This window comes from Paenibacillus sp. LS1, assembly GCF_026013365.1.
Taxonomy (GTDB): Bacteria; Bacillota; Bacilli; order Paenibacillales; family Paenibacillaceae; genus Paenibacillus.
The window spans coordinates 191,943-217,510 of record NZ_JAPDOE010000004.1 but is presented as its reverse complement, the minus strand read 5'-3'; the positions used below and the strand labels follow the sequence as shown (position 1 = coordinate 217,510).

The following is a 25,568-nucleotide window of genomic DNA, read 5'->3' as shown; positions in this document are numbered from 1 at the left end:
TGCTATGCCACCTCAAAGCCAGAATCGTGTTTCAAAACGCATCCTTCGAACCAACCAGCACCTTGAACGTTCTGAAGATAATTTTGATATCCACCATCATGCTGCGTTCACGAGCATACGTCAGATCCAGCTCCACCATTTCTTCAAAACCAACACTATTGCGACCGCTAACTTGCCATAATCCCGTACATCCCGGAATCAACTGCAGGCGCTGTCTGTCATAGGAAGTGTAGTTCTCCACTTCTCTGGGCAGAGCTGGTCTGGGTCCAACGAGACTCATCTCTCCTCGGAACACGTTCCACAACTGTGGCAGCTCATCCAGACTCGTTTTTCGAATAAACTTGCCAATCCGTGTAATACGGGGATCGTTCTTCATTTTGAACATGTTCCCATTCACTTCATTCTGATCAATCAGCTGTTCCAGCAGATCTTCTGCATTCGCCACCATGGACCTGAATTTGTACATATGAAACTCTTTCCCATTCTGTCCAACCCGTACCTGACGAAAAAAAACAGACCCCTGCGGGGCCTCGATTTTGATCAGTATTCCGATGACCGCAAACAAGGGGCACAAAATGATCAAACCTATGAAAGAACCCAGCAAATCGAGCATTCTTTTCATAAATAGATACACTTTATCTGCATTTTGTCCTGCCATCGTTGATGCATTGTACCCCAGACTTGGGTCCATAACGATCTCCGCTTCCTTCGTTTGGGGAGATGGACTCATTCAAACTCCCCCCCGGCTATATGTTCTACCGACTCTTTTTCCAGAATCTGTTGCAGAGCTTGCAGCATTGGAATTCTAAGTTCCTGTTTTTGCAGAGCGAAGTCAATGGTCGTCAAAATGAATCCCAGTTTCTCGCCCACGTCATAGCGTACTCCCTCGAAATCGTAAGCATACACTCCTTGTGTCTCATTTAAACGCTGAATCGCGTCCGTTAATTGAATCTCTCCCCCTTGACCAATCTCTTGTTGCTCCAGATGATCGAAAATCTCTGGACTCAGTACGTATCTCCCCATAATCGCCAGGTTGGAAGGCGCTGTGCCTTGGGCAGGTTTCTCTACGAACCTGAGAACCTCTGTCAAACGGCCATCCGAGTGTAGCGGGTCTACAATACCGTATCTGTCTGTTTGTTCAGCAAGTACGGTTTGTACGCCAACAATGGAATGTTGAACCTGATCATATTGATCAATCAGTTGTTTGGTGCATGGCACTTCCGATACGACGATATCATCTCCGAGCAACACGGCAAAAGGTTCGTCACCGATAAAGTTACGTGCACACCAGACAGCATGACCAAGTCCTTTGGCCTCTTTTTGTCTTATGTAGTGGATATCCACATTAGAAGATTTGCGGACCTCTTCCAGCAGGCCCAGTTTGCCTTTTTCCAGCAAATTGTGTTCCAGTTCAAAAGCGTTGTCAAAATGATCTTCAATCGCCCGTTTCCCTTTACCGGTTACGATGATAATGTCTTCAATTCCAGAGGCAATGGCTTCTTCAACGATATACTGTATAGTTGGTTTGTCCACAATAGGGAGCATTTCTTTGGGCATCGCTTTTGTGGCTGGCAAAAAACGTGTACCCAATCCAGCTGCAGGAATGATTGCTTTTCTCACTTTTTTCATAAATACCACCCTATCCTCTTTTTTTTTAGTTTGATAAAAGTTGAACCAGGGCATCTAACCCGTCCTCACGTCATACCTTCGACGATTAACGTCTAAGGTTCATTGAACCCACAGCATGACCGAGTGCCTACAGTGATAAAGGTGCAGTAGACATTACCTGTTTCTTCGGGGACATCAGATGGAAGTTTTACTTCTCTCCGTAGCCCACCGGAACTGCAGCGTTTTTGATATTGTTCAAGATTGCGCCCAGAATCCGTGCGTTCACATGTTCCAAAGCAGCCTTGGTCTTCTTCACCAATTCCTTCTTGACCTTGCCTGAGTTCACGACCAGCAGCACACCATCACACAGCGAGCTCACAATGAGTGCATCCGTTACCGCCAGCACCGGCGGCGTATCAAACATGATGACATCATATTGATCCTCTAATTTCTCAATCAGCTTTTTCATCCGGTTGGAACCGATCATCTCGGATGGGTTCGGCGGAATTGGGCCTGACGTAAATAGCTGGAGATTGTCGATATAGCTTTCTCTGAGCACCTCTTCCACACTGTACTGATTGGACAGCACGCTGCTGAGACCGACATGATTGGGTACGGAAAACACTTGGTGCAAAGAAGGATTACGCAGATCCGCATCAATTAGTAGAACTTTCTTGCCTTCCTGAGCATAGGTCACCGCCAGATTGCTAATGGTTGTAGTCTTTCCTTCGCCGGCTTCGGCCGAAGCCACCATGATTTTTTTGATATGACTGTCGATCGAAGAAAACTGGATGTTGGTCCGTAATTTACGGTATCCCTCCGAGATTTGAGATTTGGAGTTAAAATAGGTCACCAGACTGTTATTTTCATTGGTTAGCCGCGACATATTTGCCATCCCCCACTTTCTGTTGAGATACGTAATTTTTCGTATTTTTCAGATCATCTTTTTTCATTTTGGATATCACGGTAAGCACAGGCAGCCCCAGCTCTTTTTCCAGTTCAGTTTCGGATTTGAATGTATCGTCCAGATAGTCCAGCAGAAATACGAGTGCAATCGCAAGCACAAGACCTGCGAACAGGCTGACAATAATGCTTAATGTAGTTTTCATATTGATTGGAGGTACGTTGCTATCCACTTTTGCTTCACTGAGGATAGCCACATTATCGATTTTCATGATCAGGGGGATTTGAGATTGGAACACGTTGGAGATGGCATTGACCGTTTTTGCGGCTTTTTCGTAGGTAGTCCCTTGTACAGTTATGCTCATCACTTGGGATTCGCTGGCTGTAGAGACGGAGGTGCTATTCATGAGCTGTGCAGAGGTTAAGCCCAAGTCTGGATACGTAGTAGCGACTTTATCCATAATGGCGGAAGATTTAATAATTTCTCTGTAAGAGTTAATGAGTTTGATATTGGTTTGAATCATGCTGAAATCCATCATCGCCTGACCTTGAACGGTAGAGGTCTGGTTCACGATCAGTTTGGAACTTGCCTCATAGATGGGCTGAGTGAAGAAAATGCTTTTGACCCCTGCACCCACACCGGCTATTAACGCTATTGCAACAATCAGCCACAGTTTCTTTTGTAAGAGTCGAAAATATCCTTTAAGTTCCACTTTCATTCCTCCTATATGTTGTGATCAAACCTATGTAACTACCAGATGGACAGCAGCCATTTGCGAGGTTTCCAGCGTTCTGTGACCAGGCTCGAATTCGATAGAATGTGGGATGCATTCTCTGCCAGCTTTTTGACGGCTTCAGGACCGAATCGACGCTCGATGATCCGCTCTCCTTCACTTATGGCAAACGTCCTTTTGCACGTATCATGTGCATCTGATGAAATGAAATGAAACCCGTTTTCTTTGCAAAAATGAAAACACCACTGCCGAACTTTTCGACCGAAAAGCCCTGTGAAAGATTGAGCCGTGAGCTGACATAACCCACCTTGACTCAAATAATCAGCCAACAGCTTTGGCTTCTTCAAAATGACACGATTGCGTTCCGGATGAGCAATAATAGGGGTAATTCCCGCTATTCGTAATTCATGCAGTATCCTGGGGAACTGTGAGGGAATATGACCAAAGGGCAGTTCCAGCAACATGTAACGACTTCCGGCGAGTGTGCAGCACTTCCCTGCATATAAGTCTCCAATCAGGTTGTCATGCACCCTGATCTCCTGTCCGGGACGGATCTCCAGGCGAATATTACGTTTGCGAAGTTCTGCGTGAAGCAGGTTCACGGCCTGATTGACCACCATCGGTTCATTGTTGTATTGCCCGTTCAGGTGATGCGGAGTAGCAATAATGGAGGTAATTCCTGAGGCTGCCGCCTTCTCAGCCATCGCAACGGACTGCTCCATTCGAACAGGACCATCATCCAGACCGGATAATATGTGGCAGTGCATTTCAACCATATCCAAACTTCCTGAAATAGTATGATCCCCCTCGCCCCTTTATTCATTGCGCAAATGCTTTTGGTGTTAAAGAACTAATGCATAACGCTATGAAATATAGTAAAATGGCGTTAAGTACATGTTTTATTCAGAAAATGTTAAGATTCGACTTGGAATTATACGGTGAAATTAATGTAATGATAGGGTTTTTGCAGAGCCCTTTGCTCTGTCGCCTTTTCATACTGAAAACGGGAAACCGTCGGAAACTGAACTTCAGTAATCATTGCGTTTAACTGTCCAGTTATATATAGTTTCTGTTCGTGCTGAATATGCAAGTTTGAATGATACATTGTGAGCTCTCCGAAGGGCTGTTTCCATTGCAACCTTGCGTGAAGTCTTACACATACATGGTGATCTTCAACATCCAAACCAATGAGCATTTCTGATGATACTGGCAAGTTCAAGTCGCTCAGGAAGGTAATCGCTTGCGTGTCCATTCCAAGTAACAGAACGGGGCGTCTTTTGCGGTCTACCATTTTCCCATGAAACTCCTGAATGTACATATGGACATTTAATTTCATATCAGCCCATTCCTGAATTATTGAATTCATGGTTTCATTCCTTTAGAATGGATTAGCCTACATGGACTGCCTCTACTTCCTTCTCACAGGTATATGGTGGAGGCAACAAGGAGATACTTAAAATATTCCAAATGATACATTTTGTAACTCCATACGTCCAATTTACGATACAATACGTATCATGTCAAGCGGTATTTGGACATGGTTCTTTTGATTTACGACAATTTGAGATGTCCTTAGACAGACCTATTTACAAATGGAAATGGGTTATAAGGAAAAGCATGAGGAGATACTCTTTTGCAGGAAAGCTGCCCTGATCAAAAACTTGGCTCAGGATTGTTTCAATATATATTTGATGTCGTTCAGGGGGAAATAGCTTATGAGCTACGGAAATCGCATTGCTGAATTAAGGGAACAGCGGGGACTTACTCAAGAAGAACTTGCGAGCTCCATTCATATTACAAGAGCTGCTCTCTCCCACTACGAGAAGAACCGACGTAAACCGGATTTCGAAGTGTTAACGAGACTTGCCGACATCTTTGACGTGTCCATTGATTATCTCATTGGACGTACGAAGCAAAGTGATGTCGAGATGGATGAAGACGTACGTGAATTCGTTGACACCCTGGAGTTATCGGACAAGGAAGTGCTGGAGCGCTTCGATCTGATGATTGATGGTAAGTCCTTAACGGAAGAAGAGGCACGTCGTTTTATTGCTTTTGTCCGAATGGAACGCAGTATGGACTAAACCCGAAAAGAGGACCCAGTTTCCGAGAGATGTTATCTCTGGCTGCTGGGCTTTTTTTGTGTCTTGAATTCCCTCCATTCCATGGTTGTCTATTGTGTCAAGGACGCTTGTTGTTGACGGAGGATACGAATTGGTTCCAACGCTCCGGGTCGATTCCGCATTGCAGTAAAACTTTCATGATGTCCATCTGGGTTGCTTCGACTTGTTTACCTGTCGGCTTACGATCGCCCCTGTTTGGATGCTTCATATTCATTCCGCTAACCTCTCTTATCTTTATACTTTCCCTGCACTCCAAAACTAGCCTTATTATACTTGAGAAAGTTCCTCAATGTTGTCGTCTCATGGCGATAACGTTTTTTGAACGGGTTCTAATTTTGTCGAAAGCCAAATAGGAGCTATATGGTGCCGGAATGGCAACCCTATAGCTCCTATTATTCTTAATACAACCTGTTGATGCACTTACACTTGAACAAGAAAGGTATTAGCCTCCAGCACGTGCAAGTTCACGCATATTCGCTTCAAACGCTGCGAGCAATGCTGCTTCTCCAGTCAAACCTGTCGCCTGAATCCGTTCAATCTGCTCGGTCATGCGTTTGAAGTCCTTCGGAATAACCCGAACGAACTGATTCACCGCATCTTGCCAGTTATCCAGAATGCGCTGACCGGCAGCACTTCCTGTGTTGGCAACGTGACGTTGAATCATGCCTCGAAGATCTGCACTTTCAGCCACATCTTCGATGCGCTCCAAAAGAACCATTTCCAGATTACAACGTTTCAGGAATGTGCCTTCCGGATCATACACATAGGCAATACCTCCGGACATCCCTGCTGCAAAGTTACGACCTGTATCGCCGAGTACAACGACACGTCCACCCGTCATATACTCACAACCATGGTCGCCGACACCTTCAACGACGACTTTGGCGCCCGAGTTACGTACAGCAAATCGCTCACCCGCAATACCACGGATATACGCTTCACCACTTGTTGCGCCGTAGAGAGCCGTGTTACCGATGATGATGTTGTCTTCCGCCTCGAATGTTGCTTTCGGAGAAGGCATCACGATCAGTTTACCACCGGACAGTCCTTTACCCACGTAGTCATTGGAGTCCCCTTCAACGGTCAAGGTCATACCTTTAGGTACAAAGGCCCCAAAGCTTTGTCCGGCAGAACCGACAAATTTGAATTTAACCGTATCTTCAGGCAATCCTGCGAGTCCATATTTGCGTGTGATCTCACTACCCAAAATGGTACCTACTGCACGGTTAACGTTCGTAATTGGAAGTACCGCTTCAACCGGTTGACCGGATTCAATTGCAGACTGTGCAAGTGGCAGCAATTCCTGCATATCCAGCGTTTCTTCCAGTTGGTGGTTCTGATGCTGTGTGCGGTAACGTGTAGAGCCTTCCGGCATTTCAGGCACGTGCAGCAATACAGACAGATCCACACCTTTTTTCTTCCAGTGATCTACGGCTTCTACCGTTTCGAGGCAATCTGTACGTCCAACCATTTCCTGAATGGTACGGAAACCTAGATCAGCCATGATCTCACGCATATCTTCTGCAACAAATCGCATGAAGTTAACCACATGAGCTGGATCACCCATATAATTTTTACGCAACTCTGGATTCTGTGTCGCTACACCAACCGGGCAGGTATCCATTTGACAGACACGCATCATGATACAGCCAAGTGCAACGAGTGGTGCTGTAGAGAAACCATACTCTTCGGCTCCAAGCAAGGCTGCAATGGCAAGGTCACGTCCGTTCAACATTTTGCCGTCTGTTTCGAGGACGACACGGTCACGCAGATTGTTCAGCATCAACGTTTGATGTGTCTCTGCAAGACCCAGCTCCCAAGGCATACCTGCATGGCGAATCGAACCTTGCGGTGATGCACCTGTACCACCGTCATAACCGCTGACGAGGATAATATCGGCACGGCCTTTGGCTACACCAGCTGCGATGGTACCCACGCCCACTTCCGATACGAGCTTCACGTTGATCTCAGCACGCGGATTGGCATTTTTCAAGTCATAGATCAGCTCCGCCAGATCCTCAATCGAGTAAATATCGTGATGCGGTGGTGGTGAGATCAGACCTACGCCCGGTGTTGATCCACGAACTTCAGCAACCCAAGGATACACTTTACGTCCTGGCAGCTGTCCGCCTTCACCCGGTTTTGCTCCCTGTGCCATTTTGATCTGAATTTCGTCGGCATTAACCAAATAGTTGGATGTTACACCGAAACGTCCAGATGCGACCTGTTTGATCGCACTGCGACGGGAATCCCCGTTGCTATCTTTAATGAAGCGAGCCGGATCTTCTCCGCCTTCACCCGTATTCGATTTACCACCAACACGGTTCATAGCGATGGCAAGATCTTCATGCGCTTCTTTACTGATCGAACCGAAGGACATCGCACCCGTTTTGAAACGACGCATGATATCTTCTACAGATTCAACTTCTTCAAGTGGAATGGAAGCTCCAACCGGTTTCAGCTTCAGCATGGAGCGAATCGTCAACAGTTGATCATTCTCACCTTGCACGAGCTTGGAATATTTTTTATACAGCTTGTAATCCCCAGTGCGTACTGCGTGTTGCAGGGTATGAATGGTTTGCGGATTGAACAGATGCTCTTCTCCGTCGTTACGCCATTGATAATCCCCACCGGAATCCAATACTTTATCGTTACCGTCTTTTTCCGTAAAGGCACGGTTATGATGTGTCAACGCTTCGGCTGCCACTTCTTCCAAGCCAATTCCACCGATACGGGAAGGTGTCCAGGTAAAGTAACGGTCAACGAAGTCTGATTTCAGACCTACCGCTTCGAAGATTTGAGCTCCACGATACGATTGAATCGTAGAGATCCCCATTTTGGACAACACTTTAGTAACGCCTTTGGTAGCTGCTTTAATGTAGTTTTTCACTGCTTTCTCATGCGAGATACCACGCAGCAATCCTTGCTGAATCATGTCATCCAGCGTTTCAAAGGCCAGATAAGGATTCACCGCACTTACACCGTAACCGAGCAGCAACGCGTAGTGGTGAATATCACGTGGCTCTGCAGATTCCAGCATAATGCTGACTTTTGTTCTGGTTCCCTGACGAATCAGATGGTGATGCAGACCTGCTACAGCAAGCAATGCAGGAATGGCAGCATTCTCGGCATCCACTCCACGGTCAGACAGGATCAGAATGTTATGACCTTTGTCGATGACACGGTCTGCAGCTTCGAAGAGAAGTTCCATCGCTTTGCGAAGTCCTTCTGCTCCTTCCGCCGCGGTGAAGAAGATTGGAATCGTCATGGAGCGGAAGCCTGGGCGACGCACATGGCGAATCTTCGCAAAGTCTTCATTGGATAATACCGGTGTATCCAGACGAATCTGGCGACAGCTCTCCGGTTCAGGGTTGAGCAAGTTACGCTCAGGACCAATCGTTGTTGCCGTAGACGTTACAATCTCTTCACGGATTGCATCGATTGGCGGATTGGTTACCTGGGCGAACATCTGTTTAAAGTAGTTGTACAGACGCTGTGGACGATCCGACAGCACAGCCAGCGGTGCATCATAACCCATCGAACCGGTAGCTTCCATACCTGTTGTTGCCATCGGCTCCAAAATTTTACGAAGCTCTTCAAATGTATAACCATATGCCAGCTGAAGCTGGGTCACGTTATCATGTTTTGGATCAGGAAGTTCAGGTGCTTCCGGCAACTCGCTCAAATCCATCAAATGCTCATCAAGCCAATCCTGATACGGATTCTCAGCTGCAATGATTGCTTTTACTTCCTCATCCGCAATGATGCGGCCTTGTTGTGTATCCACGAGCAACATCCGACCTGGACGCAGACGGTCTTTGTACAGGATCTCTTCCGGTGCGATATCCAATACCCCAACTTCAGAGGACAGGATAATACGGTCATCCTTGGTTACATAATAACGAGCTGGACGCAAGCCATTACGGTCAAGCGTTGCACCAATTTGCAAACCATCTGTAAAGGCCATTGCTGCTGGTCCATCCCAAGGCTCCATCATTGTGCTGTGATACTCATAAAATGCCTTTTTGGCAGGGTCCATGCCCTCATCTGTGCTCCAAGGTTCAGGAACCATCATCATGGCTACGTGTGGCAGGGAACGGCCACTCAAATACAGGAACTCCAGCGTGTTATCGAACATGGCTGTATCTGAACCGTCCGGATTGATAACCGGTTTTACTTTTGCGATGTCGTTACCGAACAACTCGCTCTCGAACAAGGATTGCCGTGCATGCATCCAGTTCACGTTACCACGCATCGTATTGATCTCACCGTTGTGGATCATGAAACGATACGGGTGGGCACGTTCCCAGCTTGGGAAAGTGTTGGTACTGAAACGGGAATGCACAAGTCCAATAGCCGATTCCACGAGTTCTTCCTGCAGATCCAGATAGAACCCGCCAACTTGCTCAGTTGTGAGCATGCCTTTATATACAATTTTGCGACAAGACATGCTCGGAAGATAGAATGAACCACCTTCTGCTTCATCTGCCGAATAACGAATAGCCAGCTCAGCGCGTCTGCGAATAACATACAACTTACGCTCGAATCCAAGCTCATCCTTCACATCTGCGGATCTTCCAATGAACACCTGACGTACATAAGGTTTCGCTGCAAGTGCAGAACGGCCAAGCATTTCATCAAAAGTAGGAACATCCCGGAAACCCAGGAACGTCTGTCCTTCTTCTTCAATAATCTTCTTAAGGCTCTCTTCATGCGCACTGCGAATGGCAGGGTCCTGGGAAAGGAACAACATCCCTACGCCATAGAATCCCTGTTCAGGCAATGCAAAACCGAGGCGTTTCGCTTCCTCTGCAAAAAAGCGATGTGGAATCTGAATCAGGATACCTGCTCCGTCACCGGAATTCGGTTCACTTCCCTGTCCTCCACGGTGCTCCATGTTACTAAGCATAGTCAGTGCCTGACTAACGATATCGTGTGAAGGTACTCCTTTGATGTTGGCAACAAAACCCATTCCGCATGCGTCTTTTTCGAACTGCGGGTCATACAGACCCTGCTTTGGAGGTAATCCGATGTGTCTCATGGAACGCAACCTTTCTATAATGAAGTATTTCGGAAAGATCAAGAACATAGGCAACAGGCAACAATGAAACGGGAGGAGCTGGCCTTTCGCTTGCGATAGAGCCTGCTAGATAGAAGAGGCGACAGCATGAGACTGTCAAAAGTATGTGCCTGCTATTGGGCAGAAGCCATTAAATGAGATGAGCTGATCCGGACGATCCGGCGAACAGCATGTATAAATCAACACGCAGCCGCTGGCACGGCTACTGATAAGGAGCGACGTTTTTTGATATAGTTCTATTATTTTAACACCGACCTAACATCAGCGCAATTTAAACTTTTTAATACCTCTGATAAGAAATGTTTTGCAGTACAGCTTTACTGTAGTGACGTTTAAATTCATCTCTTTTTCGAATAATTATACACTTTTTATGCCAGAGTACAACTGAATTAAATTGCTGACAGAAGAAAATCGTTCCATATGTGGCCTGCGTTTAAGCATAATTCCACCAAATTGTCACCGCTTGATCCAGCGAATCTTTGCTTCTCTATGCATTTGTATACAAAATAGCCTGTAACCCCTTTTTAGGGTCACAGGCTATTTGCACTATTTGACTACTATATTGCATAATTTCGCTACATGAAAATAAAGTTTTTTTTCAAGAATATCTCCCTGCTAAAGATCAGGTTGGACTTATGCTGTCACAACTTGACCAGAATCAGCCTGTTCGACTTCTTTTTTCGGACGTCTGCCATTCCACAGGAAGTAGGCCAGCGTCAACACGATCGATACACCCGCATAGATACTAAGAATTCCTGCCTGATGCCACATCACATCCAGATTGCCACTTGATACAACAGCCTTGAAGCCCATAATGCTATGCGTCATTGGCAACCAAGGGCTAAATGCCTGAAGCCATGATGGAATCAGTTCTACAGGGAAAGTACCTGCGCTAGCCGCAAGCTGGAAGACTAGCAGCAGAATGACAACATAACGTCCAGGCAGATCCAGCCAAGTTACAAGTGCCTGAACGATAAACATGAAGGTCAGCCCCGTAATAATGGTGAACAGATAGAACAGCCCTACGCTGTGTGTCTCCAGTCCAAGACCGTATAACATGAAGCTTGCCACGATAACCGATTGGAAAATGCTCACGGAGCCAAATACCAGTGTCCGGCTAACAAAACGATTCCAGCCTGTTGCACCAGGTACGGACGTTTCCCGCATTTTCAATACAATCGTCGAAATCAGCGATCCCACGAACAGACCGATGGACAGGAAGAACGGTGTCAATCCTGTACCATAATTGCTCACGTTCTCGGCTGTGTTCTCCGAAGAGTTCACAGGTTCAGCGAACATGTTCACCACATCATCCGTTTTCTTAACTTCGGATGTTTTCTGTGCGGCATCATTCAACTTGGTTGCCAGTTCACTTGAGCCATCTTTTAACTCAGTAAGACCGTCAGCCAGTTTGCCTGCGCCATCACCCAGTTGCTTGGAACCATCCGTTAGTGAACTAACGCCACCACTGAGTTTACCTACACCCGTTTGCAAAGCTGTCGTACCTGTACCCAGCTGCTTGGCACCATCTGCAAGCAATGTACCGCCACTTGCAGCATCGCCCAGTTTGCCACTGAATTGCTTCAGACCATCGGAGAGTTTCGCTCCTCCTTGACTAAGCTGTCCGGCACCAGCCAGCAATTGTTTTTGACCATCCACCAGCTGGTTCGCACCAGCCAGAAGTTGCTCCTGACCTCCATGAAGCTCGGCTGCACCCACAGCCAGCTGCTGGTTACCCTGATGCAACTGATCTGCACCCTGTGCCAGCTTCTGCTCGCTCTCATGCAATTGTGCACTGCCATCAGCAACAGCTTCACTTGCTGCAAGCAGTTTCTGTACATCCGCATTTTCAGCCAGTTCTGGATTCGATGCAGCAAGCTGTTTCAATCCGGCGGCTACACCCTGTGCGCCATCAGCAACCTTGGAGCTGCCATCTACAGCCGATTGCAGGCCTGTTGCCAGTGTACCGCTGCCCTGAACGGCTGTTTGCAGACCATCAGACAGCTTCGCACTGCCCTGTTCGGACGATTGCAAGCCAGCCTGCAACTTGTTTGTGCCATCCAGTGAAGACTGGAGTCCAGTTTCCAACTTGGCGCTGCCATCCTTCAACTGATCGGCTCCGCTCTGAAGCTGACTTGATGCTGCTGCCTGAAGCTGTTGCAGACCGGAGACAAGATTCGATGTTCCACTTTCAAGCTTGGTCGCCCCTGTGTGTAGCGCGTTAACACCATCACTTAATGGAGAAAGTCCTTCCTGAAGTTCAAGCGTGCCCGAAGCGAGCTTCGCCAAGTTATCCTTGAGCTTCACGGCACCATCATCCAGTTTACCTGCTCCCGTATTCAGTTCCCCTGCTCCGTCGCCCGCCTCCGCTAAACCATCGGATACCTCGGAGAACTTATCGAGTAATGTCTCTGCATAGGATTCCGTAACTTTGGCCGAGACCTTCGCTTTCAGATCCTTAATAGCAGTCTTACCGATCTGTGCACCGACAAAGCTGTAATTGCCATTGGGTTCATAGATCAGATCAGCCGGCTCGGGCTTGTCATTGAGCAACGTTGTTGCCTGAGATGAGAAGTTCTCCGGAATTGTAATTTGCATATAATATTTGTCATTACTCATGCCTTCTTTGGCTTGACTGGCACTGACAAAATCCCATTTGAAATCTGCATTTTTCTTCAGCTCATCTACCAGATCACTACCCACATGGAGGGATTTGCCCTCCAACTCAGCGCCTTTATCCAGATTGACAACGGCAACCGGCATCTCATCTACATGACCATACGGGTCCCAATAGGCCGCCAGATAGATGCCACTATACAGGATCGGTATAAACATAATCGCAATAACAGGGATCAACACCTTCGGGTTTCTCACGGCCGATCCCACATCCTTGAAAAACACGGATAAAGATTTCATGTCATTTTCTCCCCTTAATCTCTCTGCTCTGTGAGCAGGAATAACCATAATGAAATACAATGTCGCATTCCAGAAAATATACTGAAACACGCAATGACCACTTTCCCCAAACGGTCACTTTAGAGCAAAAAAACAACCTGTCTTCCGACAAGTCTCACTGCTTGATACGCGTAAAAACCCTTATATTATAGTAGATTAAATTCGGATTACGTTACAGCAGCAATTCCTTCCATTAAGAAAAGGCGAAAGTAAGTCTTAATTTCCTCTTTGCTCAGCGGTTGATGTTGTTTGCTCCAGTCTGAGGTGAGCGCAATGTACAGGCGAATCATCATAAAAGCGACAACTTGTGGGTCACAATCCCGAATCTCTCCATTTTCTTTCGCTTTCACAAGCTCCCGAGCCAAAAAATCGGAGATCACTTTCTCCACTTTGTCCAAACCTTCCTTGGCCTGCAGTGTACCAAAGTCCTTCAGTTCCTGAGATAGCTTAACAAGCAGATCGTGATCACGACGAAACTCCAACAATGCATCCAGTACACGAAACAGATTATCGAAAAATGCACTTTCCTGATGTACTTCACGATGTGCAATGTTCTTCATTTCCTGAATCACTTCTACCAGGATCTGATCAAACAATTGTTCCTTATTCGTGAAAAACGTATAGATCGTTCCTTTGCCAACATTCGCAATCTTGGCAACCTGATCCATCGTCGTTGCTTTGTATCCAAACATGGCAAACGACTGGGCTGCTGCATGTATCACCTGCTGTCTCCTGTCAATCGGAGCCATCTAATCCCTCCTTCATTCTGATTCATTGTTCAAACGTTCCATATAAATGACCAAAAATACAATTCAGTCATTCGGTCAAAAACTACAATACCACCTTCGAAAACAGATTGCAACCCTAACATTTAAAAAATTGTGTTAATATTTTTTAACCTAAATGCAGTGGAAACTCCTTCTGTCGTCGTCTATAGTGTAAGATGACTCAAACAATACGCACATAAATGAAGTTAGGCTGTCTCAGAGTAAGATATATAGTGTAAATATTCATAGAAGAAACATGATTTTGCGTTTCAATGTATATTCATGTAGTAACGCAATCCATAGCTAGAATAAACGATGAATATTTTAATCTTGAATTTAAACTTATGAATAAAGGTGAACTCATGCGAAAACCAAGAGTGCTCTTATTATCGGAAGGATTCGGTACCGGTCACACTCAGGCCGCTCATGCGCTGGCACATGGCATCAAAAAAGTCAGTCCACATGTTCACAGTCGTGTCATTGAACTAGGCAAATTTTTAAACCCAACGGTGGCTCCGCTAATCTTTTCTGCATATCGAAAGACATTGTCGGTTCAACCCAAACTGGTCAGCCTGTTGTACCGCACCCAGTACAACAAATCATTAAACGGCTTTACCAAACTGGCGTTACACCGAATTTTCTATACACAGACGGCGCAGGTTGTATCACAGCTGAAACCGGATGCGGTGATCTGTACCCATCCTTTTCCAAATGCAGTGATCTCTCGGCTCAAGCGCCAGGGTCTGAATATTCCACTCTATACCGTCGTGACGGATTATGATGTGCATGGAACATGGATTAATCCGGAAGTGAACAAATATCTGGTCTCTACCCCTCAGGTCAAAGCATTGCTTGAGATCCGGGGTGTCGATCCCTCTCACATTCAGATCACAGGAATTCCTGTGCATCCGGACTTCTGGGAAGCAGGCGACAAGGTGAAGCTGCGAGAAGAGTTGGGGCTTCAGAACATGCCTACCGCGCTTCTCATGGGTGGAGGCTGGGGACTTTCTTTTGATGAGGATCATATGAAAGCTCTCACGTCCTGGGCAGATCGTGTGCAAATGGTCTTCTGTCTTGGAAGCAACGAGAAAATGATCGCGAAAATGAAGGAAATGCCTTGCTTCCAGCACCCTAATATTCGCATCCTGGGATATACACGGGAAGTAAGCAAACTGATGGATGTATCCGATGTGCTGATCACGAAGCCAGGTGGCATGACATGCACTGAAGCGCTAGCCAAGGGTCTACCGATGCTGTTCATCCCTCCGCTGGCAGGTCAAGAGGAAGAGAACTGTGAATACTTTGTACAAGCCGGATACGGTCAGGTCATTCACTCTGCCGACGTAATCACCAATCGTTTTAGACAATTATGCGAGCAGGCATCCTCTCAAGCTGAAAGCCCGCTGAACGTAGCCCTTAATTCAGGCAATCGTTCAGCCTATGATCCAACGTGTTGTGCACAAGCTGTCCATGACTTATTATTCCCGACAACATCCGAAGTCACAACAACGCCCGTGGAGCGCTTCACAGCCGGAATTGCTGCCACGTCCTTGTCAGGTACCAGAATGCCATTCTGATGCCTCTATGGACCTATAGAACAGCTCTCACGAGGTGTTATAGGGGACAAGACAAATACTCCTTATATACAAAGAAGGTTCCCTTCCGTCATTTTGGAAGGGAACCTTCTTTTATTTTCGCTAAATCCACCGTATGATTTGGCAGAAAAAAGGGTAATTTAGAGTATAACGATATTTGAGAATAACGAAATAAAACTACGATTCAGGCTTTTTCAAGGTCTGTGCGATGCACACACAGTTAACTACCCTGCCTGTTTGCAGAATTTACGGGTCAATTACTTGTAAAAAGTATGATGACCGATCGTTTTTACTTTTTTCTTCGAGCGGGCAACTGTCAGATCGTCGGCAAGCGTCAATGACAAGAAATAATACGTATCATCGGCAACTTCCTTCTTCCCATTCAGCGCAGCATTGACTGCTTTGATACTGTCCTCATTGGGAACCACACGTTTCAAACGTCCGTTCGCTACAGGACTGAACTGGGATTTCTGATGGATGACCTTGTAAATGGTATCGGGAAAATTGGCTGACCGCAGCCGGTTTAAGACAACATTGGCAACTGCCACCTTGCCTTCGTACGGTTCACCTTCTGCTTCTGCCATGACGATTTTTTGCAGCAGATGCAGTTCTTTATCGGACACACTGTATGACCAGGTTGCAAGTTTCGAGTCTTCCTGGTTCAAAAGTTCGGTCCGCGTAAAGTATAGTTTTTGGGGGGGAGTTGTTACAGCAGCTACCGCTTTGGCACGTTCCACTTTGGCCAATTTCAGTGCAGCTTCTTTTTTGGCTTTGGCCGCAGCTACAGCTCTAGCTTTGTTCTTGGCCTTGGCTTCTTGCAATTCCTGCTCTTCTTGAGTAGTCGTAAGCCAGTTCTTCGCTGGCAGAGTTTCAGTCCACGCTAAGGTTTGGGCAGACAGATTAGAGGACAGACTTGTCCCATCTTCCATCATACGCCTCTCTTCTTGCGTAGATGATTGGTTATTTTGCACAGAAGCCGCAAGTTCGGTCATCTGTTTACTATCACTAGCTTCATTCCACTTCCCCGTCGCCTGAACGACATTTACCCCCACTATACATACAAGCAGCACTGATAACATCGGTGCTACCCAACGATTCTTGCTTATAATGTTCATTCGAAGATTCCTCCTGTCGAAACAATTCCCTAATCTAAGTAACCCAAAAAAAAGAATTTGAATAACGATGGCTAATATTACATAGGGATAAACGTAATGTCAATGTGATTTTATGGCATAAAAATGATTTTCAGGAAAAAGAGAACGTATCCACGACCTCATACATTGGCGATTGCCCAAGCCTTGTCACATAAAGTACAACGTCCTCCACCATCCATGAATTAGCACCTGTGGAATGTTCCGGAAGCACTCCGGATACCCCTTTATTCTCATTACCTGGAAGCTGCCCCAGAAACTTTCTGGCGATTGTAATGTGCGGAGCAAATGGTCTTAATTCAGCTTCATACCCAAGGGTTGAAGTAGCCTTCACGATCTCTTTTTGTAACGAAAGCAATGGATTCACCTCTCCGCTAACACCTTTCCAGAGCACTTTAGGGGCTTCTTCAAGCCCAAATGTGCCCCAGCCCGATAGCTGAAGTTCGAAAGCCCGGAATCCGGCTACTGCTGAGCGCAATGCTTTTCGCAGATGTCCAATATCACTAACGAAGGTGTCCCCCAGAAATTGCAAGGTTATATGAAAATCTCTATGATCTGTCCATTTACGAAAATCAAGCTTGTTCTGTACAAGCCTCGCATCCATCTGAAGAGACTGCTGAACAGCTACAGGAAGACGAATCGCTACAAACAATCTTTCCCGCCGGGATGCATGATCCTGATATGATTGGTTATTCATTGCATACACCTCTCTAAAGTTCGCTCTATTATTTCATAACTATACATATTGTTTCAAGTTGGGTAAGTATAGAGTGACACAAAGATCTGATTTTGCAAATAAGGCTAGATTCCTGCATTTTCCACCGTAATGCACATCCAACATCAAATCTGATACACTTCAATTATCAAACTCATCAAACTATATATCTCAGGAGGACCACACATTATGGGTAAAATTGTATGTTTTCCATCTCTATCCGAAGAACAGCAACAACGCATTCAGAATGCTGCGCCGGGATACACCCTGAAATTTGGAAAAGCCAAGGAATTGGACCCCGCTGAGTTGAAAGAGGCTGAGATTATTTTCGGCTGGTCACCACTCGTCACTGAACATGCTCTGAAACAGGACAGCCTGCTGAAGTGGGTCCAGGTCTGGTCCGCAGGTGTGGACAGTCTCCCCTTCGCGGATTTGCAACAAAAGAATGTTCAGGTCACCAGTGCAAATGGGGTCCACGCGATTCCAATCACCGAAATCATTCTGGGCATGATGTTATCCCACAGTCGCTGGCTGAGACAAGCCATGTTGCATCAACAACAGTCCGAATGGAAAGCTCCTGCCAAACCACTGCCGGAACTGCATGGCAAAACAGCGGTCATCGTTGGTGTGGGTGAGATCGGAACGGAAACAGCCCGCATTCTCAAAGCACTCGGCATGCGCACAATCGGAGTTCGCCGCTCAGGTAAGGATGTCCCCAATGTGGATCAAATGTACGACATGACCGGTTTACATGAAGCCTTGAACCAGGGCGATTATGTAATTAACATTCTACCGTTAACTGATGAAACCAAACATATATATGATCAAACTGCATTTGAGCAGTTCCGATCCGGTGCCTGCTTCGTCAATGTGGGCCGTGGCCCCAGTGTAAAAACGGAAGCCTTGCTGAATGCACTCCAAAACGGCCAGGTTGCCTTCGCCGCACTGGACGTGTTTGAAGAAGAACCCCTTCCGGCAGACCACCCGCTATGGGGCATGGATAACGTGTTGATTACGCCTCATATCGCAGGAAGTACAGAGCAATACGCAGATCGAGCAGTCGATATTTTCGTCAAAAATTTGGAAGCTTACGTTGCTGGCGATACCCTTCCGATGAACCTTGTGGATTATAGTCATAAATATTAACACAAACACCCGTTCCCATGCAATATTGTGCAAATCAGATCAACGCTATACATTGAACTAAAAAGATTTAGACTTACAACTCCGATGACAGAACAACCTTCCGATCACTGTTATTCCCAGATTTTTTGATTCACTTTTATAAAAGTGAAAATCTGTGAATAAAGGCGAAGAGTATGCTTCCGATGCAGCTTTCTTACAGAAAGCTTTTAGCTCCGCTTCTTCAGTTTTTTCTGTCCTCTCGTTCTCGTCTAAACAGTTAGTTCAATGGATATTGTAAGCAATAAAAAACTCTACCTCTGGAAATTTCCTCAGAGGTAGAGTTTTTGTTTTTTTACGCTTACATACACAGCCAAATATGACGTATAAACGTGCCTTTGTGTACTGTACGATACTCTTTTACCACCCATCCCGCTTCCAACAAGTGCTCTTCTACCCACTCTGTGGAAACAACTACTGCACGTTTTGCCAATCTGCGCAAACTCTCCAGCATGGCTCGTTGCTCAGCATCTGGAAGTACAGAGCAGAGATTATAAGGCATGTCCAAAATTGCTGCATCATACAAACCTTCCAGTTCATTCATATCTCCCAGTGTGATTCGATCCGAATCATGTCCATAATGCGGCAGATTGATACGTGCACCTCGGACAGCCAGAGGATTCAGATCGTTACCTTTTGCATCAATTCCCATGGATAAAGCTTCAATTACAACCGTTCCCATACCACAGCACGGATCAAGCAAATAATGGTTTTCCACCTTCGGAACAGCAATATTAACCAATGCTCTGGCGAGCGTGACGCCTAATCCAGTCGAGTAGTTTTGCGGCTTTTGCCGGTGAATTTGCCAAGATCGATCCGCTTCTGTCCACTGGCCCAAGATCCATTTTTCTCCTGTTTGGATTAGGCCGAAAGTCACCTTAGGTTGCTTCATCTGTGCCTTGCCTTTAATGCACATACCGACTTCTTTTTCCAGTTGACGAGACTGTTCATAATCAGGGGCATGATCGCCTTCTTTCAGACAGACTACCTTAAATGTCTCATCTGGCAGCAGGTGAATATCTTTGGCAAGAGGAAGCAGATCCGTCACAGTGTCCCCTTCGCCGATCACGTCCAATCTGCCGTGGATAAAAGGACTACGTCCAGGTGGAATACATCGTTCGGACCACACATACGAACCCCCGTCTGAGCGAATCTCCGAACTCGGTTCGAGCAGTGTGTCCAGCTCCAGCGTGCATAATTCGCGTTCATTCTCGTGGCAAGCAAAGGTGTAGATGTATTTCCCAGAAACAGGGTGAATACCAGGTAATTCTTCAGACAAAATTATCCTCTCCTTCCTGCAAAACTCATGTTTTCTTCTATATAAATACTAGCTATTGAAGACATAGCGAATATCGGCTGTTACGTTAGCTTCAGGTAGTCATTGTATACAATGTCAGGCTCCTAGACAACTATCATTTCCTTGCTCGTATCTAATAGTAAGAAAAAAATAAGGCATTCCCATTATTCGGGAACACCTTACTTTATTTGAGATTATAACCAATGAAAATCGAAGCGATCTTGTCAACTTACGTTATAGGTCAACAGTTCAAAATGATGCTGAATTTCTACGAATCGCCGTCTGTGTGTGTCCAGTTTCTTCTATTAAAAGAAGAAGGTTATATTTTTAATTTTTCAATGGATGTAAGCAGATCTTCAGACAATTCTTTCAGACTTTGAATATTGCCGCTAATCGTTTCCATGGAACTAACCTGCTCTTCTGCCGATGCCGAAACTTCCTCCACACTGGCTGCCGATTGTTCCGAAACAGCGGAAATCTGCTGACTGAAATCATTCATGCGTCCGCTTGCTTCCTGCATGCCTGCGAGGCCATCCGTCATGGTGCCGATAACACCAACCATACCTTCCACCGATTCATTAATTGTACGGAACAGTTGACCCGAAGCAAGCACATGTTCCTGACCCAGTTCGGTTTCCTGAACGCCCGTGCGCAATTCTGCAACTACCCCTTGTGAATCCTGTTGAATATCCTCGGTAATCGCCGTAATCTCTTCCACTGAAGTCTGCACAGCCTCAGATAACTTCCGCACTTCTGATGCCACTACGGCGAATCCGCGTCCACTCTCTCCCGCACGTGCTGCCTCAATGGAGGCATTCAATGCCAGCAGGTTGGTTTGGCGTGCAATGTCGTGAATGACCTGAACCAGCTTGGAAATATCTTCATTTTTACGATTCAACCGTTCCATCTTGCTCATGGAAGCCGAGACCGAACCGGATATCTGTTGCATCTGCTGCACCGACTGTTCCATCGCCTTGCGACCATTCAGCCCTTGCTCCAGTACAAGATCGGACATGACGCGCAGCTGGCTGCCTTGTTCCGTATGCTTCTGGATGTGATCATTCAAAGCTTCAACCGTACGTGCGGATTCCACGGCTGTCTCTGCCTGGCTTTCCGCCGCCTTGGCTGACTCTTCCATTGTCACAGCAATTTGCTGACTACCAATCTTAACCTCTTCCGAAGAGATTGCCAGTTCACCGCTCTGTCGATTGACAGCTTCCGCAATTCGTCTGACGCTCAGCACCATGGAAGTCAGGTTACCTTTCATGTCATTCACCGCTTTGGCCAGCACACCGACTTCATCTTCATGTTTGGTATGTATGTCCTGAACATTCAATTGGCCTTCTGCAATCAGTTTCACCGCACTAATGACACGTAGCAGCGGTTTTACGACCTGTGAACGAATAATCGGAATACTGATCGCTGTAATAACAATCATGATGAGAACTCCAAAAATGATGAACAATCTGCCATCCTGCACAGATCTGATCGTTTGAGCAGCAGCAAGATTGGACTGTTCCTGATTGTATTCCACAAGATAATCCAGATCGACTTGCATCGCGTCAAAGGAATCAGCACCTTTTTCCGACACTTCCTTCGCCAGCTGTGTCTGCCCCTCATCACTCAACTTGATCGATTGCGTATTAATCTTGAGATATGCTTCCCATTTATTCTTGAACGCAGTCCAGTGTTCGAGTTCATCGGGAGACTTCTCCTGCTGATCATAGATTTTAATCGCCTGCGTCGTTTCACGAATATACTTGGTACGCTCTTCTGACAAGAATACCTTGTCCGATTCATCTGCGTCAAAGTGACGATAACTTAGTGACAGGACATGCTCTGTGGTATAGTTTAACCGGTTAATTTGCTGGATTGATGGCATCCAATTGTTCGTAATTTCGTTAGTGTTGGATTCAATTGAATTCATCCGGGTGACAATCGTGACACTCAAAACAATTAAACAGAGGATTAACAAGTAGAACGCGATGCTGATACGCAGACCGATACTCTTGATCTTGAATCTGCTGAACATATGATTTCCCCCTTGACCTCTTCGGCCATCCCGAATTCAGGTGTTTTGTCATTGTTTTTCCCTTCTTTTGACCTCTTGTCAAAAGTACTTATCTATATTATATCGATAGGAAAATAGACGTAAAGTATTATAACATTATTTTGTTAGAGAGATGCTTTATTTTGTAAAAGATTGTTGAATTTTAACAACGTCCAAAAAAAAGCTACAGCATACGGCAAATTCCCGATCTGCAGCTCTTCAGATTGTTCGGATTTCAACGGACTGGCATCATATAGAGGATGCGTCTACTTCATGACCGCTGTCTCATGCTTAGCCAGCAATCGGTATGAATCCAACCTTCGCTCGTAATCCGGCCCAGCCGTAACCAGCAACAAACGCTCCGTATCCAGTCTACGGCTGACTTGTTGCAATTGATCCCATACTTGCTCAGGTGTACCTGTATAATGCCGTACTGCTTCGTTATGGTCATCAACGCCTGTATCATTCGTGTTCGAGGCCGAGACCGTGCTGGAATTCTGCTCGGGTGAACGTTCTTTTCCATCCGCCTTGCGTCTCTCCGCCATGTCACGACTCCATGTCAAAGCATCCGTCTCTGACTCGGCACACAATACGCTAACGGCCACCATAACCTCCGGCTCCTTCATGGTTGCACTGGGTATGAACCCTTCACGGTATCGCTTTACAGCCTCTGTACCATCGGCATCGCTCATGAATTGACCAAAGACATACCCCATGCCAAACCGTGCCGCAAACTCTGCGCTCTTCACATTTGTCCCCAACATCCAAAGCGATAACGGAAGCTTGGGAATCGGACGAGCTGTCACGGGATGATCCTCGTACATATAGCGGTCTTCGAGCAGTTCCGTCAGTGCTGCGAGCGATTCAGGCAGCTTGGACACATGCTGCAAGTAATTGCCACTGAGTGCCATCGTCGCATGGGGTCCACCACCAGGAGCGCGTCCGAGCCCCAGCTCAATGCGCCCCGGATAGAGCGCAGCAAGCAGACGGAACGACTCCGCCACCTTGAGCGGGCTGTAATGTGGCAGCAGGACCGCACCGGAGCCAAGTTGAATCGTTGTTGTCCTTGCTCCGATGTGTGAAAGCAGCACTTCGGGAGAAGCCGAGGCCAGTTCAGCCATATCGTGATGCTCTGACGTCCAGTATCGGGCGTATCCCCACGCCTCAGCATGTTGCGCAAGTGTCACCGATTGTTGAAGCGCCTGTTCCGCTGTCGCATCATTTAACCTTGGAACAAGGTCAAGTACGCCTAGACTGAACTTCTCACTCATTCTCGTAGCCAAGCGTCTCATCTCCCTTTATCTTGGTTAACTCTAATCCAGATCGTAGATGGAACCCACCTTCAGACCGTAGAGTTCATTGTATATTTTCTCGGCAAATGCATCGGTCATTCCTGCAATATAATCGATCACCATGTGTTCCCAAGTCCAGATCGGCTGGGCTTTGGCCTGATCCTTCTCATACCGTTGCAGCCAGTCAGAAGGAATAATCGATTTGGACGTCTCCGGATCGAGGAATGCATCCCATAATCGCTTAATCATCCACTCACTGCGCTTCTGTAGCCGCTGCACACGCAGGTCACGAATCATGGTCACCCAGGCAAAGCTCTTGAGCACACTCACCGTACGCAGCATGTCGAGGTCTTCAGCCCCTTCACGGACAAAGGTTACCTTCTTCCAGTCACCGTCGTCAATAACGCCCAGACTGCCTACAAAAAAGCTCACCCAGTAGGCTTTCACCTCACGGCGGGTACGCGAGTAATCATGCTCGCAGAACGGCATCTTTTCATTCCAGATGCGTAGGAACGAAGCGAGTACCTCTTCTACCTTTTGCCCAATAGCTTCTCGGGTCCATCCGTTCCAGAACAGATCCTCCAGCGTCGTAATCTTATCCACAATCAATCGATTCACATGCGGATCTTGCAGGAAATGCTCATGAACTTCAATTTTGCCTGCTTTGATGCCATCCTCCAGGTCATGCGAGGAGTACGCGATATCGTCGCAAAGGTCCATCAGCTGTGCTTCCAGCGTCTTCTTGCCTGCCGGCACGTTCCAGCGATCACGGATCTCACGAATATATTGCCACTCATGATGATACATGCCTTTCTTGCTCTCGGTGCCTGGGTACGGATATTTGTTAATTCCCAGCAATACTGCATCAGACAGATTCAGTCCGTCGATATCTTCACGTTTCTCCAAGTGCATAATGAGACGGAAGTTGTGCGCATTGCCTTCAAAATGCTCGTATTTCCGCTTAAGCTCGGCACGCACCTCGGACTCCACCTTGGGAACTTTGGCGCCGCGGCTTTTCTTCATGATTTTCTTAGCCTCGGTGTTGATGAGGTCATCCAGTATGCCGTCCAATACTTCTTCACCTTTATGTCCAAAAGGCGGGTGACCGAAGTCATGTGCAATTGCTGCGCACTCCACCACTTCTGAATCAATAATAAGGCCGGGGTTGTCCGCGCGGTCCCAGTCTACCTCAGGAAAACGGCGAATCAAACTTCGGGCAGCCTCTCGTGCAATCTGTGCCACCTCTAGGGAATGGGTCAAGCGAGTACGATAATAATCACCCGTTCCTGCGCCAAACACCTGCGACTTGCCCTGTAACCGACGGAAAGTCGGTGAATGAATGAGTCTGGAATAGTCCCGTTCGTAAGCCGCACGAGATCCATCCAATTTGGTTAATTCGGGATATTGTCTATGTTCTCTCAGATCGTTCCATTGCATGGGGATCACTCCTAGCCGACTGTCTCTATTTTGAGTGATTATACACAACATCTGTGGTTTCGAAAAGTAAAACCTGTCTGTGATTGTCATCTCTTCTTACATCATCTTGTGATGAACAGTCATCTTCTCTTATTATACCCTGTCAGACTATCATCCGTGCATCTAAATGATAATGATTAATATTGAACTCACACTAACATGACTAATGGTGAAAAAAAGTGCCTTATACAGTTTGCGTGGCCGTTCCGGTTACGGATCGTTCTTATGATCGCTGTTGTCTCCAGGTTTTCTGAATTCCCTTTACTAAGGGAAAAACCTGGAGACAGCTTATGCTTTCGATGCAGCTTTCTGCAGAAAGCTTTCAGGCGAACGCTTCGCTTCTTCAGAATCGATTCCGTCCCCTTCACTACTTTTGCTGTCCTTTAAATACAATAATGGTATTCAACAGTTATCTCGCTAAAATCGAGTGAAGATCAAGTTCAATTTAGAATAATATCATCCATCACTAAAATTATAGTCTGCCTTCCCCGCGCCCTCCCCGTTGTGGGTAAAAACAAAAAACCGACAGGACGGAAATGCCCTGTCGGATGAATATGGTAGATGCGGCGAAGTAATTCAACTTCTAGCCTTAATGCTCACACAACTTGACTCTTGAAGCTGCGAGAATTTTTGCATCATG

Annotated in this window: 19 protein-coding genes; 3 read left to right on the top strand and 16 right to left on the bottom strand. The window is 46.5% G+C overall.

Annotation, left to right across the window (positions count from 1 at the left end):
• Window positions 1-31: 31 nt before the first annotated feature.
• The 6 genes from OM416_RS18145 to OM416_RS18120 all read right to left on the bottom strand — a co-directional run bounded on the left by OM416_RS18145 (window position 32) and on the right by OM416_RS18120 (window position 4,536).
• Window positions 32-730, bottom strand: a complete 699-nt coding sequence (locus OM416_RS18145) for a sugar transferase (RefSeq protein WP_413775804.1) — start codon at window positions 728-730, stop codon at window positions 32-34.
• Window positions 727-1,629 carry a UTP--glucose-1-phosphate uridylyltransferase GalU gene (gene galU / locus OM416_RS18140; protein WP_264931795.1) on the bottom strand — a complete coding sequence of 301 codons (903 nt, stop codon included), beginning with the start codon at window positions 1,627-1,629 and terminating at the stop codon, window positions 727-729. Before galU ends, OM416_RS18145 begins: the two co-directional genes overlap by 4 nt.
• Before the next feature lie 187 nt (window positions 1,630-1,816).
• Window positions 1,817-2,494, bottom strand: coding sequence for a CpsD/CapB family tyrosine-protein kinase (locus tag OM416_RS18135; protein WP_264931793.1), 678 nt, complete (start codon window positions 2,492-2,494; stop codon window positions 1,817-1,819).
• Window positions 2,475-3,230, bottom strand: coding sequence for a YveK family protein (locus OM416_RS18130; RefSeq protein ID WP_211175593.1), 756 nt, complete (start codon window positions 3,228-3,230; stop codon window positions 2,475-2,477). The genes OM416_RS18135 and OM416_RS18130 overlap by 20 nt, the downstream gene beginning before the upstream one ends.
• A 32-nt stretch (window positions 3,231-3,262) precedes the next feature.
• On the bottom strand, window positions 3,263-4,021 hold the full coding sequence (locus OM416_RS18125) for a tyrosine-protein phosphatase (RefSeq protein WP_264931789.1): 759 nt from the start codon (window positions 4,019-4,021) through the stop codon (window positions 3,263-3,265).
• A 155-nt stretch (window positions 4,022-4,176) separates the two neighbouring features.
• Entirely contained in the window at window positions 4,177-4,536 is a 360-nt protein-coding gene (locus tag OM416_RS18120; protein WP_264931787.1) for a hypothetical protein, read from the bottom strand.
• A gap of 424 nt (window positions 4,537-4,960) precedes the next feature.
• Here OM416_RS18120 and OM416_RS18115 point away from each other — a divergent pair, with 424 nt between their 5' ends.
• A complete protein-coding gene (locus OM416_RS18115; RefSeq protein ID WP_169480192.1) occupies window positions 4,961-5,329 on the top strand; it encodes a helix-turn-helix domain-containing protein in 369 nt (122 codons plus the stop codon).
• Between the two features lie 97 nt (window positions 5,330-5,426).
• Here OM416_RS18115 and OM416_RS18110 read toward each other — a convergent pair whose 3' ends face one another.
• From OM416_RS18110 to OM416_RS18095, 4 genes are all read right to left on the bottom strand, one after another.
• Complete coding sequence (locus tag OM416_RS18110) at window positions 5,427-5,582, bottom strand: hypothetical protein (RefSeq protein WP_167350832.1); 156 nt, start codon at window positions 5,580-5,582, stop codon at window positions 5,427-5,429.
• A 228-nt stretch (window positions 5,583-5,810) separates the two neighbouring features.
• Window positions 5,811-10,409 (bottom strand): glutamate synthase large subunit, encoded by a 4,599-nt coding sequence (gene gltB / locus OM416_RS18105; protein WP_264931783.1) that lies wholly within the window; start codon window positions 10,407-10,409, stop codon window positions 5,811-5,813.
• A gap of 672 nt (window positions 10,410-11,081) precedes the next feature.
• A complete protein-coding gene (locus OM416_RS18100) occupies window positions 11,082-13,364 on the bottom strand; it encodes a YhgE/Pip family protein (RefSeq protein WP_264931781.1) in 2,283 nt (760 codons plus the stop codon).
• A gap of 206 nt (window positions 13,365-13,570) precedes the next feature.
• A complete protein-coding gene (locus OM416_RS18095; protein WP_264931779.1) occupies window positions 13,571-14,152 on the bottom strand; it encodes a TetR/AcrR family transcriptional regulator in 582 nt (193 codons plus the stop codon).
• Window positions 14,153-14,532: 380 nt separating this feature from the next.
• Here OM416_RS18095 and OM416_RS18090 point away from each other — a divergent pair, with 380 nt between their 5' ends.
• Window positions 14,533-15,747, top strand: coding sequence for an MGDG synthase family glycosyltransferase (locus OM416_RS18090; RefSeq protein ID WP_264931777.1), 1,215 nt, complete (start codon window positions 14,533-14,535; stop codon window positions 15,745-15,747).
• Window positions 15,748-16,022: 275 nt separating this feature from the next.
• Here the strand turns inward: OM416_RS18090 and OM416_RS18085 are convergent, their stop codons facing one another.
• Together OM416_RS18085 and thpR are read right to left on the bottom strand one after the other, a co-directional pair.
• Window positions 16,023-16,880, bottom strand: a complete 858-nt coding sequence (locus OM416_RS18085; RefSeq protein WP_264931775.1) for a cell wall hydrolase — start codon at window positions 16,878-16,880, stop codon at window positions 16,023-16,025.
• Window positions 16,881-17,010: 130 nt separating this feature from the next.
• Window positions 17,011-17,613 (bottom strand): RNA 2',3'-cyclic phosphodiesterase, encoded by a 603-nt coding sequence (gene thpR, locus OM416_RS18080; RefSeq protein WP_264931773.1) that lies wholly within the window; start codon window positions 17,611-17,613, stop codon window positions 17,011-17,013.
• A 207-nt stretch (window positions 17,614-17,820) separates the two neighbouring features.
• On the opposite strand from thpR, the gene OM416_RS18075 reads away from it, so the two are divergent.
• The gene (locus OM416_RS18075) at window positions 17,821-18,777 is read left to right on the top strand and encodes a D-2-hydroxyacid dehydrogenase (protein ID WP_264931771.1); all 957 of its coding nucleotides are present in this window, start codon (window positions 17,821-17,823) and stop codon (window positions 18,775-18,777) included.
• A 337-nt stretch (window positions 18,778-19,114) separates the two neighbouring features.
• Here OM416_RS18075 and OM416_RS18070 read toward each other — a convergent pair whose 3' ends face one another.
• From OM416_RS18070 to OM416_RS18055, 4 genes are all read right to left on the bottom strand, one after another.
• Window positions 19,115-20,092 carry a TRM11 family SAM-dependent methyltransferase gene (locus OM416_RS18070; RefSeq protein WP_264931769.1) on the bottom strand — a complete coding sequence of 326 codons (978 nt, stop codon included), beginning with the start codon at window positions 20,090-20,092 and terminating at the stop codon, window positions 19,115-19,117.
• 337 nt (window positions 20,093-20,429) lie between these two features.
• A complete protein-coding gene (locus tag OM416_RS18065; protein ID WP_264931766.1) occupies window positions 20,430-22,142 on the bottom strand; it encodes a methyl-accepting chemotaxis protein in 1,713 nt (570 codons plus the stop codon).
• A gap of 284 nt (window positions 22,143-22,426) precedes the next feature.
• The gene (locus OM416_RS18060) at window positions 22,427-23,452 is read right to left on the bottom strand and encodes an MsnO8 family LLM class oxidoreductase (RefSeq protein ID WP_264931764.1); all 1,026 of its coding nucleotides are present in this window, start codon (window positions 23,450-23,452) and stop codon (window positions 22,427-22,429) included.
• Window positions 23,453-23,473: 21 nt separating this feature from the next.
• Window positions 23,474-24,889, bottom strand: a complete 1,416-nt coding sequence (locus OM416_RS18055) for a deoxyguanosinetriphosphate triphosphohydrolase family protein (protein WP_264931761.1) — start codon at window positions 24,887-24,889, stop codon at window positions 23,474-23,476.
• Window positions 24,890-25,568: the final 679 nt, after the last annotated feature.

Coding starts and splice junctions, on each gene's coding strand:
- OM416_RS18145 (WP_413775804.1), bottom strand. CDS start 730: ATGAGTCCATCTCCCCAAACGAAGGAAGCGGAGATCGTTATGGACCCA.
- galU (WP_264931795.1), bottom strand. CDS start 1,629: ATGAAAAAAGTGAGAAAAGCAATCATTCCTGCAGCTGGATTGGGTACA.
- OM416_RS18135 (WP_264931793.1), bottom strand. CDS start 2,494: ATGTCGCGGCTAACCAATGAAAATAACAGTCTGGTGACCTATTTTAAC.
- OM416_RS18130 (WP_211175593.1), bottom strand. CDS start 3,230: ATGAAAGTGGAACTTAAAGGATATTTTCGACTCTTACAAAAGAAACTG.
- OM416_RS18125 (WP_264931789.1), bottom strand. CDS start 4,021: ATGGTTGAAATGCACTGCCACATATTATCCGGTCTGGATGATGGTCCT.
- OM416_RS18120 (WP_264931787.1), bottom strand. CDS start 4,536: ATGGTAGACCGCAAAAGACGCCCCGTTCTGTTACTTGGAATGGACACG.
- OM416_RS18115 (WP_169480192.1), top strand. CDS start 4,961: ATGAGCTACGGAAATCGCATTGCTGAATTAAGGGAACAGCGGGGACTT.
- OM416_RS18110 (WP_167350832.1), bottom strand. CDS start 5,582: ATGAATATGAAGCATCCAAACAGGGGCGATCGTAAGCCGACAGGTAAA.
- gltB (WP_264931783.1), bottom strand. CDS start 10,409: ATGAGACACATCGGATTACCTCCAAAGCAGGGTCTGTATGACCCGCAG.
- OM416_RS18100 (WP_264931781.1), bottom strand. CDS start 13,364: ATGAAATCTTTATCCGTGTTTTTCAAGGATGTGGGATCGGCCGTGAGA.
- OM416_RS18095 (WP_264931779.1), bottom strand. CDS start 14,152: ATGGCTCCGATTGACAGGAGACAGCAGGTGATACATGCAGCAGCCCAG.
- OM416_RS18090 (WP_264931777.1), top strand. CDS start 14,533: ATGCGAAAACCAAGAGTGCTCTTATTATCGGAAGGATTCGGTACCGGT.
- OM416_RS18085 (WP_264931775.1), bottom strand. CDS start 16,880: ATGAACATTATAAGCAAGAATCGTTGGGTAGCACCGATGTTATCAGTG.
- thpR (WP_264931773.1), bottom strand. CDS start 17,613: ATGAATAACCAATCATATCAGGATCATGCATCCCGGCGGGAAAGATTG.
- OM416_RS18075 (WP_264931771.1), top strand. CDS start 17,821: ATGGGTAAAATTGTATGTTTTCCATCTCTATCCGAAGAACAGCAACAA.
- OM416_RS18065 (WP_264931766.1), bottom strand. CDS start 22,142: ATGTTCAGCAGATTCAAGATCAAGAGTATCGGTCTGCGTATCAGCATC.
- OM416_RS18060 (WP_264931764.1), bottom strand. CDS start 23,452: ATGAGACGCTTGGCTACGAGAATGAGTGAGAAGTTCAGTCTAGGCGTA.
- OM416_RS18055 (WP_264931761.1), bottom strand. CDS start 24,889: ATGCAATGGAACGATCTGAGAGAACATAGACAATATCCCGAATTAACC.